We start from the raw sequence: 17,437 nt of genomic DNA, 5'->3' as shown, positions 1-17,437 counted from the left end.
GGCGACGAACGCCGACTAACCAAACGGCCCGCCGGTCACTGCGCGGTCCAGCCACCGTCCACGTGCAACACGCTGCCGGTGACGTAGCTCGCGGCGTCCGAGGCCAGGAACAGCACCGCGCCGACCACCTCCTCGGGACGGCCGAACCGGCCCATCGGGATACGGTCGCGCAGCCGCTTCGACCACTGCTCGTGGCCGCGCAACCCTTCGGTCATCGGGGTCTCCAGGTAGCCGGGCGCCACCGCGTTGACGCGTACGCCGACCGCCGCCCACTCCAGCGCCAGCGTGCGGGTGAGCTGCTCGACGCCGCCCTTGCTGGCGCTGTACGCGGCCAGGCGCGGGAAGCCGACCTGACCGTGCACGGAGGACATGTTGACGATGCTGCCCGCGCCCTGCTCGACCATGAGCGCGCCGGCCGCGCGGGCGCAGACGAACACCCCGGACAGGTTGGTGTCGATCACCTGCTGCCAGTCACCGAGGCTGAGCCGCTCGCTGCGGTGCAGCGCCGGGCTGATGCCGGCGTTGTTGACCAGGACGTCGAGCCGCCCCCACCGCCGCCGCGCCAGGGCCACCACGGCGTTCGCGGCCGACTCGTCGGCGACGTCACCGGCGACCACCTCCGCCGTGCCGCCGCCGGCCGTGATCCGGTCGCGCACCTCGTCCAGCGCGTCCGGCCGCCGGGACTGGAGGATCACCGACGCGCCGGCCCGGGCCAGCCCCTCGGCGACCGCCGCGCCGACGCCCTGACTGGCGCCCGTCACCCACGCCACCTTGCCCGACAGCATCCCCTCGACCAGCGCCACCGTGGACTCCCCTCATCGCAAACCATCGACAGTTGTCGTCATGAGCCTTGTGGACACCGTTACCACGTGCTCTCATGTGATACACGGGCGCAACATTCGTTTCACCGTATCAGCGGCCTCGACCCCGAGGAGTGAACGTGGAACCGGTAAGCAGGCGCAAGATGTTGAAGGCCGGTGGGGCACTGGGCGCGCTCGGCGCGCTCAGCGTCGCCGCTCCGGCACAGGCCCGGTCGGCGTGGACCTGGTCTCCGAAGGGATCAGTGGCCGGCGCCGGCGCGGGCGTGGACCCCCGCTGGGTGTGGGACGAGGAGGCCGACCCGCTCGTCGCCTCCCTCCTGGACCGGGGCGAGGCGCCACTGGTCAACCAACTGCTGCGGACGTGGACGAAGAACGGCCAGCCGCTGCCCTCCGGCCTCCCGGCGGACGTCCGCGCGTTCATCGAACGCGCACGCGTGCTGCCGTCCTGGGTGGACCAGGGCAAGCTGGCCACCGCCGTGCGCTTCAACGAGAAGCGCGGGCTCTACCTCGGCGTGCTCTACGGCCTGGCCAGCGGCATGATGAGCACAGTCATCCCCAAGGAGGCGCGCGCCGTCTACTACTCCAAGGGCGGCGCGGACATGAAGGACCGCATCTCCAAGACCGCCAAGCTCGGGTACGACATCGGCACCGCCAACGCGTACCAGCCCGACGGCTCGATGATCGTGACCGCCGTCAAGACCCGGCTCGCGCACGCCGGTGTGCGTCACCTCCTGCCGCAGTCGCCCGAGTGGGCCGACGTCGCGCCCGAGGACATCCCGATCAGCCAGCGGGACATGATGGTCACCTGGCACAGCCTGCCGACCACGGTCATGCGGAAACTGACCGACTGGCGGGTGCCGATCCCCGCCGCCGAGTCGACGGCCTTCCTGCACCTGTGGCAGGTGGCCGCGCACATGCTCGGCATCAGGGACGAGTACATCCCGGCCACGTGGAGCGAGGCGAACTCCCAGGCCGGCGAGGTCCTCGACCCGATCCTCGCGCCCACCCGCGAGGGCAACGCGCTCGCCGACATCCTGCTCGGCCTCGGCAAGGAGATCGACGCCGGGCTGCTCAGCAAGCCCATCCTCGGCTCGTTCACCCGGTTCATGCTCGGCAACCAGATCGCCAACTGGCTGGAGATCCCGCGCGACCTGCTCTGGGACACGCTGCTGCGGACGAGCTGGGGCCCGTTCATCGCGGTCCGGGAGGCGCTGCTGCCGTTCCCGCTCGCACCGGAGTGCTACTGGCTGTTCGACGAGTTCCTGCGCAAGCTCGCCCTGCTGTTCCTGTCCGAGGGGCAGTCCATCAACATCGAGATCCCGCTCGGCAACCGCGAGTTCTGACCACCGCGTCGCAGCCGGGGCACCTCCCGTCCCCGGCTGCGACGACGAGCGCCCGGGTGAGCACCATGACCGTGTCCCTCCCTCCGTTCCTGGGGTACGTGCTGGCCGCGCCGGTCCTGGTGGCCGCTGCCGAACTCACCGCCGCGTACCCGGCTGCCCGGACGCCGTCGCCGGACGTGGCCGGGCTGCTCGGACTCGGCGAGATCATGACGGCCACGGCCCTGCCCGGGGCGGCCCTGATCTCCGTCGAGGTCGCCCCGGACGGGACCGTGTCGTTCACGCTGCCGCCGGACCGGTACGACGGCGACACCTCGGCCGCCGAACTGATCGCCGACGGGCTCTCGGTGCCGCGCCGGCGCGTCCGTGTGCCACCGCCACGACCGGCAGCCGGCCGGACACGTGGCGCACCCCATCCGGCCGTCGGAACCCGTACCCCGCTCCGGGTCGCCGTGGCGGTGGCCCGGCGGCGGCTGCTGGAGGCCGCGTCGGCGACGCTCGGCACGCCCGTCGCCGGCCTGCAGCTCGCGGCCGGCGCCGTCACCGACCGCGCCGGCCGCCGCCTCGACATCGGCGCGCTGGCCGCCACCGCCGCCAGCACCAGCACAATCGCCGTGGCTGTCGACCTCACGCCACGGTGACCGGCGCCGCCGATTCAACGGCCCTCTGCCGGGTAGCAGTCCGATGGACGGCACCGGAGAGGGGACAGACAGGCATGAAGGCACTGACCTGGCACGGCAAGCGGGACGTCCGCGTGGAGGACGTCCCGGACCCCCGGATCGAGGAGCCGACCGACGCGATCGTCCGGATCACCTCGACCGCCATCTGCGGCTCCGACCTGCACCTGTACGAGGTGCTCGGGCCGTACCTGAAGCCCGGCGACATCCTCGGGCACGAGCCGATGGGCGTCGTCGAGGAGGTCGGGCCCGGCGTGACCCGGCTCAAGAAGGGCGACCGGGTGGTCGTCCCGTTCAACATCTCCTGCGGCTCGTGCTGGATGTGCGAGCGGCAGCTCTACGCGCAGTGCGAGACCACGCAGGTGACCAGCCAGGGCAAGGGCGCGTCCCTGTTCGGCTACACCTCGCTGTACGGCTCGATCCCCGGCGGCCAGGCCGAGTACCTGCGCGTGCCGCAGGCCCAGTTCGGCCCGATCACGATCCCGGACAGCGGCCCGGACGAGCGCTGGCTCTACCTCTCCGACATCCTGCCCACCGCCTGGCAGGCGGTGAAGTACGCGGACACCCCGCCCGGCGGCACGCTCGCCGTGTTCGGGCTCGGCCCGGTCGGGCAGTTCAGCGCCCGGATCGGCCGCCACCTCGGCGCCGGCCGGGTGATCGGGCTGGACCTGGTCCCCGAGCGGCTGGAGATGGCCCGCCGCCACGGCATCGAGGTGCTCGACGTCAGCCAGCTCGACGACGTACCCGGCGCGCTCATCGACCTGGTCGACGGACGCGGCCCGGACGCCGTGATCGACGCGGTCGGCATGGAGGCGCACGGCGCGCCGCTGGGCAAGATGGCCCAAACCGCCGCCGGGCTGCTGCCGGACAAGCTGGCCCAGGCGATGACCGACAAGGCCGGCGTGGACCGGCTCGTGGTGCTGCACGCCGCGCTCAAGGCCGTACGGCGTGGCGGCACCGTGTCGATCTCCGGCGTGTACGGCGGCGAGCAGGACCCGATGCCGCTGATGGAGATGTTCGACAGGGGCATCCAGCTGCGCATGGGCCAGTGCCACGTGCGGCGCTGGGTCGACGAGATCATCCCGCTGCTGGAGCGCGACGACGACCCGCTGGGCGTCGAGGACCTGCGGACCCACCGGCTGCCGCTGACCGACGCGCCGCGCGCGTACGAGATGTTCCAGAAGAAGGAGGACGGCTGCGTGAAGGTCGTGCTCGCGCCGTGACCCGGACGGTGGTCGTCACCGGCGCGACCAGCGGGATCGGCCGGGCGACCGCCAGGGAGCTGGCGGGCCGCGGGGACCGGCTGGTCCTCGCGGCCCGCTCCCCCGCCACGCTCGACGAGGTACGCGACGAGTGCCGGGCGGCGGGCGCGCGGGCGATCGCCGTACCGATGGACGTGACCGAGCCCGGCGCGGTGGCCGCGCTCGCCGACGCGGCGCGGGCCGAGTTCGGCCGCGTCGACGCCTGGGTGCACACCGCCGCGGTGATGTCCTACGGCCGCTTCGACGAGACCCCGGCCGAGGTGTTCGAGCAGGTGGTCCGCACCGACCTGCTGGCCGCCGCGGCGGTGGCCCGGGAGGCGCTGCGCCGTTTCCGGACCACCGGCGGCGGCACGCTCGTGCTCACCGGCTCGGTGCTCGGGCACATCACCGCGCCCTACATGAGCGGCTACGTGGCCGCCAAGTGGGGTCTGCAAGGGCTGGCCCGCACGCTCCAGCAGGAGGCGCGGGAGACACCCGGCGTCGCGATCTGCCTGGTCAACCCGGGCAGCGTCGACACGCCCGTCTACCGGCAGGCGGCCAACTACCTGGGCCGCGTCGGCCGGCCGCCGCCCCCGATCGCCTCGCCCGAACGGGTGGCGCGGGCCATCGTCCACTGCCTCGACCGGCCCCGCCGGGAGGTGTCGGTGGGCCGGCTCAACGTGGTCATGCGCTTCGGCTTCACAGTCCTGCCCGGCGTGTACGACGTGCTGGTCGGGCCGCTGATGCGCCTGGCCGGACTGACCCGGACGCCGGTCGCCGCGCACCAGGGCATCGTGTTCACGCCCAACCCGGCCGGTGAGGCGGTCCGGGGCGGATGGCTGCCCGACGTGTCCCAGGTGGTCCGGGCCGTGGGCGGACGCGCGTCGACCGTGGCGTCCGCGGTACGCCGCCGGCTGCCCTGACGTCCTGTGGGTGGCTGTCGTGCGGGCGGGCCGCCCCGTGGGCGGGCCGTCGCGCGGGCGGACCGGGACGAGGGTCGTTACCGTGTACGACGGGACACGGCGGAGGGACGAGCATGCGGGAACCAACGGGGCGGGAACCGGACCGGACGCGCGGCGGGCGGGTGTGGAAGCTCGCCGGGCTGGCCGCCGTCGCCGGGATGGCCTGGGCGGCGCGGGACGTACCGGCCCAGCTCGGCGGCCGGCTCACCGGCGCCCGGGCGGAACGGGCGGCCCGGTCACCGCGCTTCCGCGACGGCACGTTCCACAACCCGGCCGGCGCCAGCGCCACGATGGTCGCCGACCCGGGCCGCAACCTGCTCCGGGAGCTGGTCTTCGGCAAGCAGAAGCGGCGGCCGGGCAGCCCGGTGCCGCTGCTGCACCCCGGCGCCGCGCCGGCCGGCGACCAGGCCCGCGAGCTGAACGTCGTCTGGTACGGCCACGCCTCCACGCTCGTCGAGATCGAGGGGCACCGGGTGCTGCTCGACCCGGTGTGGAGCGACAGGTGCTCCCCGTCCGGGCTGGTCGGCCCGCGACGCATCCACGAGCCGCCGGTCCGCCTGACCGACCTGCCCCCGCTCGACGCGGTGCTGATCTCGCACGACCACTACGACCACCTCGACATGGAGACCGTCCGCACGCTGGCCGACCTCCAGTCCGCGCCGTTCGTGGTGCCGCTCGGCGTCGGCGCGCACCTGGCCCGCTGGGGCGTACCCGAGCACCGCATCGTCGAGCTGGACTGGTCGGAGAGCCACCGGGCCGGCGGGCTGACACTCACCGCGACCGCCGCGCAGCACTTCTCCGGGCGCGGACTGCGCCGCGACGGCACGCTCTGGAGTTCCTGGACGATCACCGGTACGCACCGGAAGGTCTTCTACACCGGCGACTCGGGCTACTTCGACGGGTACGCCGCGATCGGCGCCGACCACGGCCCGTTCGACGTGACGCTCATGCAGATCGGCGCGTACGACAGGGCGTGGCCGCACATCCACATGTTCCCGGAGGAGGCGGTCGCCGCCCACCTCGACGTGCGCGGCGGACTGCTGGTGCCGGTGCACTGGGGCACGTTCAACCTGGCCCTGCACGACTGGTCCGAGCCGGTGGACCGGCTCTGGGCCGAGGCGAAGGCGCGCGACGTACGGCTGGCCGTGCCGCGTCCCGGCGAGCGGGTCGTGGTGGACGAGCCGCCGGCGGTGGACGGGTGGTGGCAGTCGGTCGCCTGACGCGGCGCGGTCCCTGGGTGGCGCGGTCGCCTTCGTGCTCCGCGCCGGCTCAGAGCACGAAGGCGTCCGTCCACAGCGCGCCCGAGCGTCCCGACAACGCGTCGAGCATCGCCACCGCCTGACCGTCGGTGAGCTGCGCGACGAAGTCGATGATCGCCCGGCCCCGGGCCCGGCCGATCCGGTCCGGGGTACGCGGGTGCAGCTCCGCCTCGGCCAGCTCCACCAGGTCGTGCAGGCGGCGCGGCAGCCGGGACTCCTCGTCCGGGTCCAGCAGCCACTCCCACAGCGCCTCCACCAGCGTGCCCAGCAACCGGGCCTGGCCACGCTGGTGCAGGGCCAGGTCCGGGCGGGCCAGCACGAACCGGTGGTGCACGAACTTGAGCACCTGCACCTCGTGCCACTGCGCCTTCGCCAGCAGCACGTATCCGGAACGGACCCCCGGGTCCGGCGTCACCGCGATGGCGTCCACGAAGCGGGTCGACCAGCGGGCGGAGAACCGGGCCACGTACTGCTCCGCCTCGATCGAGCCGTCGAACGGCAGCGCCAGCAGCCCTTCCACCAGCTCCTCGCGGACGTGCTCGACGGCGGCGGCGAACGCCTCGTCGTCGGCGATCCAGCCGTCCTTGCGGTGCAGTTGTCGGCGCAGCCGCTCGATCGCGGCTCCCGGCCGCCGGCCCGCCCCCTCCAGCGCCGACGCCGTGATCGACCGCAGGTGCCCGCACTCGCGCTGCCAGGCCATCAGCTCGGCCGCCACGGCGCCCTGCTGGAGCACCCCGACGCGGTAGAAGTCCTCCACGTCGTGGATCGCGTACGCGATGTCGTCGGCCGTGTCCATCACCGACGCCTCGGGCGTCTGCTGCCAGTCCGGGATCCGCCCGGCGAACGGCTCCCGTGCCTGCCGCAGGTCGTCCAGCTCGGTGCGGTACGCGCCGAACTTCACCGAACCGCTCTCCGGGTCCTCCGGCGGCGCAGCCGCGCCCCGGGGCGCCGGGTCCAGGTGGCGCGGGTGCGGATCAGGATGGTCCAGCCGGGTCCACGGGTACTTCAGCATGGCCGCCCGGACCGCGGCGGTCAGGTCCAGCCCGGTGGTCGCCGCGCCGCGGATCTCGGTGCTGGTGACGATCCGGTACGACTGGGCGTTGCCCTCGAAGCCGTCGGGCAGCCCGAGGCGCTGCCGGGCCAGCCGGTCGAGCACCCGCTCCCCCAGGTGCCCGAACGGCGGGTGCCCGAGGTCGTGCGCGAGCGCGGCGGCCTCCACCACCTCCGGGTCGCAGCCGCCGAGCTTCTCCAGCAGGTCCCGGTGCGCCGGGTCGGCCGTCAGCCGCTCCGCGATCGCCCGGGCCACCTGGGCCACCTTCAGGCTGTGGGTGAGCCGGTTGTGCACCAGCAGCCCGGAACCACCAGGGCTGATCACCTGGGTCACGCCGCCCAGCCGGGCGAAGAACGGCGACCCGACGATCCGGTCCCGGTCGGCCCGGAACGGGCCGGCGGCCAGGTCGCCGAGCGCCCGGGCGCTGCCGCCGAACAGCCGCCGGGCCCGCGGATCCGCAGGTGCCTCCATGATCGCCACGCTAGCGCAGCCGGCGGCGGGGCGGGCAGGGTGTGCCTAGAGGCGCTCGACCACCGGCCCGGAGCACCGGTTGCGGGCGTCGAACACGTAGCGGGCGCGGCGGGAGACCATCTCGTAGTCGAAGACGTCGTGGTCGGTCGTGACGACCACCGCATCGGCCGCGTCGACCTCCTGCTCGGTCAGCGGCACGACGAGCACCCCACCCGGGATCTGGTGCGCCTCGGCGTACGGCTCGACGGCGCGGACGTCCGCGCCGAGGTCGCACAGCCGCCGGGCGACGTCCACCGCCGGCGAGTCCCGCATGTCTCCGGTGTTCTTCTTGTACGCCAGGCCGAGCATCAGCAGGCGCGCGCCGTTGACGGCACGGCCGGTGCGGTTCAGGCCGGTCATCACCCGCTGCGCCACGTGCTCGGGCATCTCGTGGTTGACGTCGTTGGCCAGCTCGATGAACCGGAACTGACGGCCGAGACGCCGCTTGACCTGCCAGGACAGGTAGCAGGGGTCGATCGGCAGGCAGTGTCCGCCGACACCGGGTCCGGGCCGGAACGGCATGAACCCGAACGGCTTCGTCTCCGCGGCGTCGATCGCCTGCCAGACGTCGATGCCCAGGTGGTGGGAGAGCACCGTGAGCTCGTTGATCAGGCCCAGGTTCACCTGACGGAAGGTGTTCTCGATCAGCTTGGTCAGCTCCGCGACCCGGGTGGAGGACACCGGAACGGTCCGCTCCACGATGCGGCGGTAGAAGCCGTCCACCCGTTCCAGCGCGGGCGCGTCAACGCCGGAGACCACCTTGGGCGTGTTCTCCAACCGCCAGGTCGGGTTGCCGGGGTCGATGCGTTCCGGGCTGTACCCGAGGTGGAAGTCGCCCGGCGCGTGCAGCCCGCTGGCCGTTTCGAGCAGCGGACGCAGCAGTTCCTCGGTGGTGCCTGGGTACGTCGTCGACTCCAACACCACGGTGCTTCCCGGCCGCACGTGCGGGCCGATACCCCGGCCGGCCTGCTCCACGTAGCTCAGGTCCGGCGTGCCGTCGCGCAGCGGGGTCGGCACCGTGATGACGCAGACGTCGAAGCCCTCGGCGTCTGCGTACTCGGTGCTCGGCAGGTAGCGGCCGCTGCCGAGCGCCCGCCCCAGCCGGTCGGCGGGGATGTCCTCCACGAAGGATTCACCGGAGGCGAGCCGCTTGACCCGGTCGGCGTCGACGTCCAGCCCGACCACGTCGAAGCCGGCCTCGACGGCCCGCATGGCCAGCGGGAGACCGACGTACCCCTGACCGATGACGACCACTTTCTCAGCGCTCACCCGGGCTCCAGACAACCGTAGGAAATCACCTGATTGGAGGCTAGAGGGGTTTCTGGGGCCGGAAGTCCGTTTTCGGGATATCGGCCCGGACCCGCCGTCCGGCCGGTGCGGCGCGTACGACGGCAACCGGCAGAATGCACGACGGAACCCACCCGAGAAGGCGGATCAGATCGTGACCCAGTCTGTGCACCAGCGGATCGCCGAGGAACTCGGCGTCGCCGAACGGCAGGTACGGGCGGCAGTCGAGCTGCTCGACGGCGGCGCCACAGTGCCGTTCATCGCCCGCTACCGCAAGGAGGCCACCGGCCTGCTCGACGACGCGCAGCTGCGCACGCTGGAGGAGCGGCTGCGCTACCTGCGTGAGCTGGACGAGCGGCGCGCGGCCGTGCTGGAGTCGATCCGGAGCCAGGGCAAGCTCGACGAGGCGCTGGAGGCGCAGATCCTCGCCGCCGACTCCAAGTCCCGCCTGGAGGACATCTACCTGCCCTACAAGCCGAAGCGGCGCACCCGCGCGCAGATCGCCCGCGAGGCCGGGCTGGAGCCGCTCGCGGACACGCTCCTGGCCGATCCGGCCCAGGACCCGAAGACGGTCGCCGCCGGGTTCGCCGACCCGGACAAGGGCGTCGCGGACGCCGCGGCCGCGCTGGACGGGGCGCGGGCCATCCTGATCGAGCGCTTCGCCGAGGACGCCGACCTGATCGGCACGCTACGCGAGCAGATGTGGTCGCGGGGCCGGCTGGTCTCCCGGGTACGCGACGGCCAGGAGACCGCCGGCGCGAAGTTCGCCGACTACTTCGACTTCGCCGAGCCGTACCCGAAGCTGCCCTCGCACCGCATCCTCGCCGTGTTCCGGGGCGAGAAGGAGGGCGTGCTGGACCTGACCATGGACCCGGAGGCCGAGGGCGACGCCGACGCGGCCACCGGGCCGAGCCGCTACGAGGCCGCCGTGGCCGGACGCTTCGGCATCAGCGACCAGGGGCGGCCCGCCGACCGGTGGCTGGCCGACACGGTGCGCTGGGCCTGGCGTACCCGGATCCTGATCCACCTGGGCGCGGACCTGCGGATGCGGCTGTGGCAGGCGGCGGAGGAGGAGGCCGTGCGGGTCTTCGCCACCAACCTGCGTGATCTGCTGCTGGCCGCGCCGGCCGGGGCACGGGTGACGATGGGCCTCGACCCGGGCCTGCGTACCGGCGTGAAGGTGGCGGTGGTCGACGCCACCGGCAAGGTGGTCGCCACCGACACCATCTACCCGCACGAGCCGCGCCGGCAGTGGGACGCGTCGCTGCACACGCTCGCCACGCTGGCCGCCGCGCACGGCGTCGAGCTGGTCGCGATCGGCAACGGCACCGCCAGCCGGGAGACCGACAAGCTGGCCGGCGACCTGATCAAGCAGCACCCGGAGCTGAAGCTCACCAAGGTGGTGGTCTCCGAGGCCGGCGCGTCGGTCTACTCCGCGTCCGCGTACGCCTCGCAGGAGCTGCCCGGTCTGGACGTCTCGCTGCGCGGCGCGGTGTCGATCGCCCGCCGTCTCCAGGACCCGCTGGCCGAGCTGGTGAAGATCGACCCGCGGTCGATCGGCGTCGGGCAGTACCAGCACGACCTGTCCGAGGTGAAGCTGTCCCGCTCGCTCGACGCGGTGGTCGAGGACTGCGTCAACGCCGTCGGCGTGGACGTCAACACCGCCTCCGCGCCGCTGCTCACCCGGGTGTCCGGCATCGGCGCCGGGCTGGCCGAGAACATCGTGCTGCACCGTGACGCCAACGGGCCGTTCCGCACCCGCGCGGAGCTGAAGAAGGTGCCCCGGCTCGGGCCGAAGGCGTTCGAGCAGTGCGCCGGCTTCCTGCGCATCCCCGGCGGCGACGACCCGCTGGACTCCTCCAGCGTGCACCCGGAGTCGTACCCGGTGGTGCGCCGCATCCTCTCCTCCACCGGGCAGGACCTGCGCGCGCTGATCGGCAGGTCGGCCATCCTGCGCGGCCTGCGCGCGACCGACTTCGTCGACGACACGTTCGGTCTGCCCACCGTCACCGACATCCTGGCCGAGCTGGAGAAGCCGGGCCGCGACCCGCGGCCGGAGTTCCGGACCGCGACGTTCGTCGAGGGCGTGGAGAAGATCAGCGACCTGACGCCCGGCATGGTGCTGGAGGGGGTGGTGACGAACGTGGCCGCGTTCGGCGCGTTCGTCGACGTGGGGGTGCACCAGGACGGACTGGTGCACGTCTCGGCCATGTCGCACACCTTCGTCAAGGACCCTCGCGACGTGGTGAAGTCCGGCGACGTGGTCAAGGTCCGGGTGCTCGACGTGGACGTACCGCGCAAGCGGATCTCGCTGACGCTGCGGCTGGACGACGAGGCGCCGGCCGGTGGCCGTCCCGCGGCCGGGGGGCCGGGCGGCGAGGAGCGCGGCGGCCGGCGCGGTGGCGGGCAGCGCGGCGACGGTGGCGGGCAGCGCGGCGACCGTGGCGGGCAGCGCGGCGACGCCGGCGCCCGGCGTGGCGGCCAGGGCGAACGGGGCGGCTCGCGCGGTGGTCAGTCGCCGCGGCAGGGACGAGGTGGCGGAGCGGCGGCGCCGGTGAACGACGCGATGGCGGAGGCGCTGCGCCGCGCCGGTCTGGCCTGACGGTCTGCGGCCGCCGGTCGGGCTGACGTCACGAACGAGTCAGCTCGACCGGTGCCCGCCCGACGACGGATCGGTCCGGGCGGACGCGGGGTCACGGTCGGCCCGCTGCCGGGGCACCGGCTGCCGGGACCGCCGCGCCACACGCCGCCACCAGGAGCGCTGGACCAGCAGCGTGAGCAGACCCGCCAGCACGATTGCGGCCAGGTTGACGACCAGCTGGAGCGCGGAACCGGCCGCCTCGTGCCAGACGCCGTACGCGGCGGCGACCGCCACGTTCGCGGCCGCCGGCACGGTGGTCACCGAGATCAGGACGCCGACCAGGGAGCCGGACTTCTTCGAGGTCAGCGACAGCATCCCGGCGATGCCGGCGAGCAGGCCGACCACCCACGACAGGGCGTCCGGGCGCCAGATGAAGTCCGTCAACGGCCGCTCGGCCAGCAGCATCTCCCGGCTCACCAGACCGGCCGCGTCCAGCGCCCAGGTGCTGACCACGGTGGCGAGCATCGCCGCCACGAAGCCGACGACGAGCGCCTGCACCGACCGGACGACGACACCCCCCTTGCCGCGCAGCAGCGCCACGCAGAGCGCCGCGAGCGGGCCGAACTCCGGGCCGACGACCATCGCACCGACGATGAGGATGGGCTGGTCGAGCAGCACGCCGATGCCGGCGATCATGGTGGCGACGACGATCAGCGCCAGGAAGATGCCGGTGAGCACGGTCTGCTCACCCGTCTTCGCGGCGACCTCGTCCCAGATAAGCGCGTCGTCACCGTGGCCCGGAGCGGCCTCGGCGGCCCGGTCCGCGGCGGCCGAGAGGGTCAGCTCCACGTCGTCGGCGGCGATCGCCCCGCGCGCCTCGACCCCCATCTCCCGCAGCCGGCGCAGGACACCGTCGGCGCTCTCCCGGACCACGTCGCAGGTGATGTAGTCGCCGGCCGGCTGACGCGCCGCGCCCGGCAACACCACCAGGTGGGTCACGCCGGGGTCCGCGGCAAGCATGTCGGCGATGTCGGACGAGCGGTCCGCTGGTGCGATCACCCGGATGTGCAGCACGAACCAGGCTCCTCGATGGACGCGACGGACGTCAGCACTCTAGACGATCAGCGCGAGGGCGGCAGGTGGTCGCGCGACGGCCCGGCACGCCCTTCTCCGCCCGGCCCGGGAGCGGCCGGGTCGGGCGGGCGCGGCGGTGGGCGTACCCTCGCGGTCGTGGGTGCCGACGACGACGAGCGGTGGCGGGAGCGGCGACGCCACGCGGTGCGGGCGCACGCCGAGGCCGACGCCCGGCAGCGCGCCGCGGAGCAGGCCGAGGCCGCGGAGCTGGTCGCCCGGTTCGCGGCCGAGGCCGCCGGGCGCGGCCTGCGCACCGAGCGGCTCGTGGCCACGCCCTACAGCGGACGCGGCCGCTACCGGACCCCGCTGGTCGGGTGGTACGTGGACCGGGCCCGGAGCCGGGCGGTGGACACCGAGGGCCGCTACTACCTGCTGACCGTGCCGGCCGGGCTGCGCGCCCGGCTGCTCGGCGCCCGGCCGGAGCCGTCCACGCCCTCACTCGTCATCGGCCGCGGCGGACGCGACGGGGAGTCCCTTCCGCTGACGGCGCTGCTCGGCGCGCGCCTCGAAGCGGGCGACGACTGGCCCTGACCCGGCCCGGCCACCTGTCGACACCGTCCCGGCCGATCCTCGTTACCCAGAACGGACGACACGTGGCCGGCCGCCATCGGGGCGGCCGTGGCCAGGCGACGGGGAGCGCAGATGCGACTGGAGATCCTGGACGCCCGCAAGCCGGCGGACGACGAGCGCTGGCGTGCTCTGCACCGGGACTGGGACCGGCGTGAGGTCTTCGCCCACCCGGCCTACCTCCGGCTGTTCGCCGGGCCGCAGGACGAGCCGCTGGCCGCGTACGCCCGGACCGAGCACGGTTTCGTGCTGTATCCGTTCCTGCTCCGCCCGGTCGACGCGCCGCACCTCGCCGAGCCCGGGCGACGGTACCGGGACGTCGTCAACGCGTACGGCTACGGAGGCGCCTTCGCCGAGGGCGCGACCGAACTCGACGCGAAGGAGTTCTGGGAGGCGTTCGACGCCTGGTGCGGGTCGCGTCAGGTGGTCTCCGAGGTCACCCGGCTCACGCTCTTCGACGAGGACCGGCTGCCCCCGCCGGGACCGGTCCGGCAGAAGCTGGTGAACGTCGTCCGCGACCTGCGCACCGGCGAAGAGGAGATGTGGCGCGAGTTCGACCACAAGGTCCGCAAGAACGTCAACAAAGCCCGCCGCAACGGCGTCATCGTCGTGGTCGATCTCGACGGGGGGCGGCTCGACGACTTCCTGGGCATCTACGAGCGCACGATGGACCGGCGCGCCGCGGCGAGCGGCTACTACTTCCCCCGCGAGTTCTTCGAGCGGATCGTCGACGAACTGCCCGGCCAATTCGCCTTCTTCCACGCCGTGTACGAGGGACGCGTCGTCTCGACCGAACTGGTGCTGGTCTCCGCGCTCAACCTCTACTCGTACCTCGGCGGCACCGACGAGGCGGCGTTCGACCTGCGGCCCAACGATCTCCTCAAATTCGAGATCTGCCGATGGGGACGCGCTCAGGGGCGGATCCGGTTCGTCCTGGGCGGCGGGTACGCCCCCGACGACGGCATCTTCCGGTACAAGCGCGCCTTCGCACCGAACGGTCTGGTCCCGTTCCACCTGGGCACGCGGGTGCTCGACGAGCCGGCGTACCGGCGGCTGTCAACGGCGCACCGGCGGGAGGGATCCCGGCGGGATCCGGCCTGGTCCGCGTCCTCGGACTACTTCCCCGAATACCGGTGCCCGCTGCCCGAGCCCGCCGGGCGGTGAGGCGTCGGCCGCAGTCGGCCGGCACACCGTAACGGCCGCCACGGTCGGCGCGTTGAACCAGTCGGTCCCGACTCGACGGGCCAGGTCGCAGCGGCGCGACGATCAGGTCCGCGCGTGCGTCCCCGTTTCCCTGCGCGTCGCCGGGTGACACCCACACTTCCATCGGAGACCAGCACCGTGGCACAGGACTACTCACTGATGGCTCGACCCGCCCATCAGCAGGACGGCACGAGTGTCAGCAGACGGATCTATCTCTCTCCGCCGGACGTCGGTCCGGCCGAGGAGGCGTCCATCCTGGCGGCGGTCCGTTCGGGCTGGGTCGCGCCGGACGGGCCCGACCTGGCCGCGTTCGAACGCGAGCTGGCGGACCGGGTGGGCAGCGGCCACGCCGTCGGCGTGAGCTCCGGGACCGCCGCCCTGCACCTGGCGCTGACGGTGATCGGAGCCGGGCCCGGCTCCGTCGTGGTGGTGCCCACCATGACGTTCGTGGCGACCGCCAACGTGGTGCGGTACACCGGGGCCGAGCCGGTCTTCGTGGACTGTGACGCCGCAACCGGGCACCTCGACCCCGAGCTGCTGCCGCCGCTGCTGCGCCGGCTGCGGGAGCAGGGCCGCCGCGTGGCAGCCGTGATGACGGTCGACCTGAACGGCGGCTGCGCGGACTACGACCGCATCCTGCCCGTCTGCGCGGACTTCGACGTCCCGCTGGTCGAGGACTCCGCACAGGCGCTCGGCGCGTCCTGGCGCGGCCGCAACGCCGGCACGTTCGGCCGGCTGGGTGTCTTCTCGTTCAACGGCAACAAGGTCATGACGACCTCGAGCGGCGGGATGCTCGTCTCCGACGACGGCGACCTGATCGACCGGGCACGCCACCTGGCGACCCAGGCCAGGGAACCGGTCGCGCACTACGAACACCGGCAGGTCGGCTACAACTACCGGCTGAGCAATCTGCTCGCCGCGCTCGGGCGGGCACAGCTACGGCGGCTGAACGGCATGATCGAGCGTCGCCGGGCGATACGGGAACGGTACGCCAAGTTCTTCGCCGCGGTTCCCGGCACCCGGATCCTCGGCGACGGCGACCCCGGGTCGAACTGCTGGCTCACCACCCTCGTCGTCGACTCCGCCCGGGCCGGGTGGCGGGCCGACGAGCTGGCCGCGCACCTGGCCCGGCACGACATCGAGACGCGCCCCATGTTCAAGCCCATGCATCAGCAACCCGCTCATCGCGGGCACGAGGCGGTCCTGAGCGGCGCGGCGGATCGTCTCTTCGCCACCGGCGTCTCCCTGCCCAGCGGGTCGACCCTGCTCGGGGCCGACGCGGACCGGCTATTCGGCGCGCTCGACGAATTCCTCGCCGCACGCTGACCAGCCGGAGAATCGCATCCGAAAGTGATTCGAATGCGTCGAGGAACGAGTGACGGGCGAACGGGTTACGGCACCGTCCAAGTCAATGCGATAGACGCAATCGCCGCCTATGGGAGACCTTTCCTGCTAGACATTTGAATGCAGCCGGCACGCATGTGGAGCGGAATCCGCTCTCGCCCCCGGCCGCTCCCGGTCCGGAGTGTCCGTACACCGATTTGGAGTCTCCGTGGAGCTGAGCACCACCACCGCGATATGGCTGACCCTCGCGGTCAGTCTGGCGATGCTGCTGGCCCTGTTCCTCCGGTCCGGTCGCACCGATCTCCTGCCCTATGTCTTCGCCTATCTCGCCTTCTTCGGCCTGGGACCGGCGATCAACTACGCCCTCGGCAACGAGATCTACATCGGCATCGTCACCGACAAGATCCCGGCCGCCTGCCTCGTGCTGGCGCTGGCGCTCGGCGGTGTGACGCTGGTCGGCCTGCTCATGCCGGTCCGGGACCGGCTGCCGGACCTGACCGCACTCGGCCGGACACCGCGCGAGAATCCGGTCCTTCCGGTGGTGCTCTACGGACTGGCCGCCTACACCCTCGCCATCCTGGTCACCCGTGGCCCGGCGATGCTGGCCGCCGACAAGCTCGGACGGATCGAACTGGCTGGTCCCCTGCACACCCGCTATCTGGTCGTCGAGATGTGCGCCTGCTCGATCTACTTCCTGGCCCGGGCGGTGCGCCCGGCCCGGATCGCCTACTGGGTGAACCTCGGCCTCTACGTGCTCTACTGCCTGGCCACCAGCGAACGGGACTTCCTCTTCGTCCTCTTCGCCGTCGTGCTGCACGTCCTGTTGCTGCAACGGCGACGGATCTCGCCGAAGTTCGGCATCGCCGGCGTCGCGTTCGTCCTGGCCGCCACCTATCTCAGCGCCGTTCGCAGCGGGGACGCGCTGAACCTCAGCAAGGTTCTCAACGAGGGCTCGACCCTCTTCGTGGACACCTTCGTCCTGACGAACGCGGCCGACAGCCTGCGACTGTGGCCCGGCGAGAGCTACCTCAACGGTTTCCTCACCGCGATGCCGTCGGCGCTGGTCCCGGAACGGCCGATGCTCATGTCCTGGCTGGTCGACGCCTGGCTGCCGGGCTCGTCGTCGGGTTTCGGCTTCTCGCTGACCGCGGAGGCGTACGCCAACTTCGGGTACCTCGGCGTACCCGTCGTCTTCGCCGCGCTGACCCTCGGGCACCGGCTGCTCTTCTTCCGCGCCGCGCAGGGCCACGTCTACGCCTACGCGAGCATCCTCTACACGATCAGCTGGATGTACGGGTTCCGCGGGGAGAGCGCCAGCCTGCTCGCCACTCTCCTGCACGGCGTCGCCTTCTACACCGTCATCTGGCTCGGCTCGTTGAAGGGCCGCTCCGTCCAGCCGACCGCGCGCCCCGAGGCGCGCGTCCCGCACGGCAACCTGGTTCCCGTAAACCGATAGGACA

At 72.7% G+C, this 17,437-nt stretch carries 14 protein-coding genes; 10 read left to right on the top strand and 4 right to left on the bottom strand.

The window, feature by feature from the left end:
- Positions 1-35 precede the first annotated feature (35 nt).
- Positions 36-803 (bottom strand): SDR family NAD(P)-dependent oxidoreductase, encoded by a 768-nt coding sequence (locus tag FB455_RS06680; protein WP_013285312.1) that lies wholly within the window; start codon positions 801-803, stop codon positions 36-38.
- Between the two features lie 137 nt (positions 804-940).
- Here FB455_RS06680 and FB455_RS06675 point away from each other — a divergent pair, with 137 nt between their 5' ends.
- The 5 genes from FB455_RS06675 to FB455_RS06655 all read left to right on the top strand — a co-directional run bounded on the left by FB455_RS06675 (position 941) and on the right by FB455_RS06655 (position 6,261).
- The gene (locus FB455_RS06675; protein ID WP_013285311.1) at positions 941-2,164 is read left to right on the top strand and encodes an oxygenase MpaB family protein; all 1,224 of its coding nucleotides are present in this window, start codon (positions 941-943) and stop codon (positions 2,162-2,164) included.
- Positions 2,165-2,229: 65 nt separating this feature from the next.
- Positions 2,230-2,802 carry a hypothetical protein gene (locus tag FB455_RS06670; protein ID WP_030270431.1) on the top strand — a complete coding sequence of 191 codons (573 nt, stop codon included), beginning with the start codon at positions 2,230-2,232 and terminating at the stop codon, positions 2,800-2,802.
- Positions 2,803-2,876: 74 nt separating this feature from the next.
- Complete coding sequence (locus FB455_RS06665; RefSeq protein WP_013285309.1) at positions 2,877-4,061, top strand: zinc-dependent alcohol dehydrogenase; 1,185 nt, start codon at positions 2,877-2,879, stop codon at positions 4,059-4,061.
- A complete protein-coding gene (locus tag FB455_RS06660; RefSeq protein WP_030270433.1) occupies positions 4,058-5,002 on the top strand; it encodes an SDR family NAD(P)-dependent oxidoreductase in 945 nt (314 codons plus the stop codon). Before FB455_RS06665 ends, FB455_RS06660 begins: the two co-directional genes overlap by 4 nt.
- Before the next feature lie 113 nt (positions 5,003-5,115).
- Positions 5,116-6,261, top strand: a complete 1,146-nt coding sequence (locus FB455_RS06655) for an MBL fold metallo-hydrolase (RefSeq protein WP_030270435.1) — start codon at positions 5,116-5,118, stop codon at positions 6,259-6,261.
- 49 nt (positions 6,262-6,310) lie between these two features.
- Here FB455_RS06655 and FB455_RS06650 read toward each other — a convergent pair whose 3' ends face one another.
- Both FB455_RS06650 and FB455_RS06645 read right to left on the bottom strand, forming a co-directional pair.
- On the bottom strand, positions 6,311-7,822 hold the full coding sequence (locus tag FB455_RS06650; RefSeq protein WP_030270437.1) for a deoxyguanosinetriphosphate triphosphohydrolase family protein: 1,512 nt from the start codon (positions 7,820-7,822) through the stop codon (positions 6,311-6,313).
- 45 nt (positions 7,823-7,867) lie between these two features.
- Positions 7,868-9,256 carry a nucleotide sugar dehydrogenase gene (locus FB455_RS06645; protein ID WP_332258966.1) on the bottom strand — a complete coding sequence of 463 codons (1,389 nt, stop codon included), beginning with the start codon at positions 9,254-9,256 and terminating at the stop codon, positions 7,868-7,870.
- Positions 9,257-9,302: 46 nt separating this feature from the next.
- Between FB455_RS06645 and FB455_RS06640 the strand changes: the two genes are divergently transcribed.
- Positions 9,303-11,750: a Tex family protein gene (locus FB455_RS06640; RefSeq protein ID WP_030270440.1), complete on the top strand. Its 2,448-nt coding sequence runs from the start codon at positions 9,303-9,305 to the stop codon at positions 11,748-11,750.
- Between the two features lie 39 nt (positions 11,751-11,789).
- On the opposite strand, the gene FB455_RS06635 is transcribed toward FB455_RS06640, so the two are convergent.
- Entirely contained in the window at positions 11,790-12,803 is a 1,014-nt protein-coding gene (locus tag FB455_RS06635) for a DUF389 domain-containing protein (RefSeq protein ID WP_013285303.1), read from the bottom strand.
- Between the two features lie 156 nt (positions 12,804-12,959).
- Between FB455_RS06635 and FB455_RS06630 the strand changes: the two genes are divergently transcribed.
- The 4 genes from FB455_RS06630 to wzy all read left to right on the top strand — a co-directional run bounded on the left by FB455_RS06630 (position 12,960) and on the right by wzy (position 17,433).
- The gene (locus FB455_RS06630) at positions 12,960-13,394 is read left to right on the top strand and encodes a hypothetical protein (protein WP_013285302.1); all 435 of its coding nucleotides are present in this window, start codon (positions 12,960-12,962) and stop codon (positions 13,392-13,394) included.
- A gap of 111 nt (positions 13,395-13,505) precedes the next feature.
- Positions 13,506-14,594 (top strand): GNAT family N-acetyltransferase, encoded by a 1,089-nt coding sequence (locus FB455_RS06625; protein ID WP_052166141.1) that lies wholly within the window; start codon positions 13,506-13,508, stop codon positions 14,592-14,594.
- A gap of 198 nt (positions 14,595-14,792) precedes the next feature.
- Entirely contained in the window at positions 14,793-15,959 is a 1,167-nt protein-coding gene (locus FB455_RS06620) for a DegT/DnrJ/EryC1/StrS family aminotransferase (protein ID WP_052166142.1), read from the top strand.
- A gap of 226 nt (positions 15,960-16,185) precedes the next feature.
- Complete coding sequence (gene wzy / locus FB455_RS06615) at positions 16,186-17,433, top strand: O-antigen polysaccharide polymerase Wzy (RefSeq protein WP_030270446.1); 1,248 nt, start codon at positions 16,186-16,188, stop codon at positions 17,431-17,433.
- Positions 17,434-17,437: the final 4 nt, after the last annotated feature.

This window comes from Micromonospora sp. CNZ296, from assembly GCF_007827635.1.
Note: the sequence above shows the minus strand (reverse complement) of the source record. Positions and strands in the feature narration are given on the sequence as shown.

Bases quoted from the DNA above. Each gene is read 5' to 3' on its own strand.
- FB455_RS06670 (WP_030270431.1), top strand. From the start codon at position 2,230: ATGACCGTGTCCCTCCCTCCGTTCCTGGGGTACGTGCTGGCCGCGCCG.
- FB455_RS06665 (WP_013285309.1), top strand. From the start codon at position 2,877: ATGAAGGCACTGACCTGGCACGGCAAGCGGGACGTCCGCGTGGAGGAC.
- FB455_RS06655 (WP_030270435.1), top strand. From the start codon at position 5,116: ATGCGGGAACCAACGGGGCGGGAACCGGACCGGACGCGCGGCGGGCGG.
- FB455_RS06650 (WP_030270437.1), bottom strand. From the start codon at position 7,822: ATGGAGGCACCTGCGGATCCGCGGGCCCGGCGGCTGTTCGGCGGCAGC.
- FB455_RS06625 (WP_052166141.1), top strand. From the start codon at position 13,506: ATGCGACTGGAGATCCTGGACGCCCGCAAGCCGGCGGACGACGAGCGC.
- FB455_RS06620 (WP_052166142.1), top strand. From the start codon at position 14,793: ATGGCTCGACCCGCCCATCAGCAGGACGGCACGAGTGTCAGCAGACGG.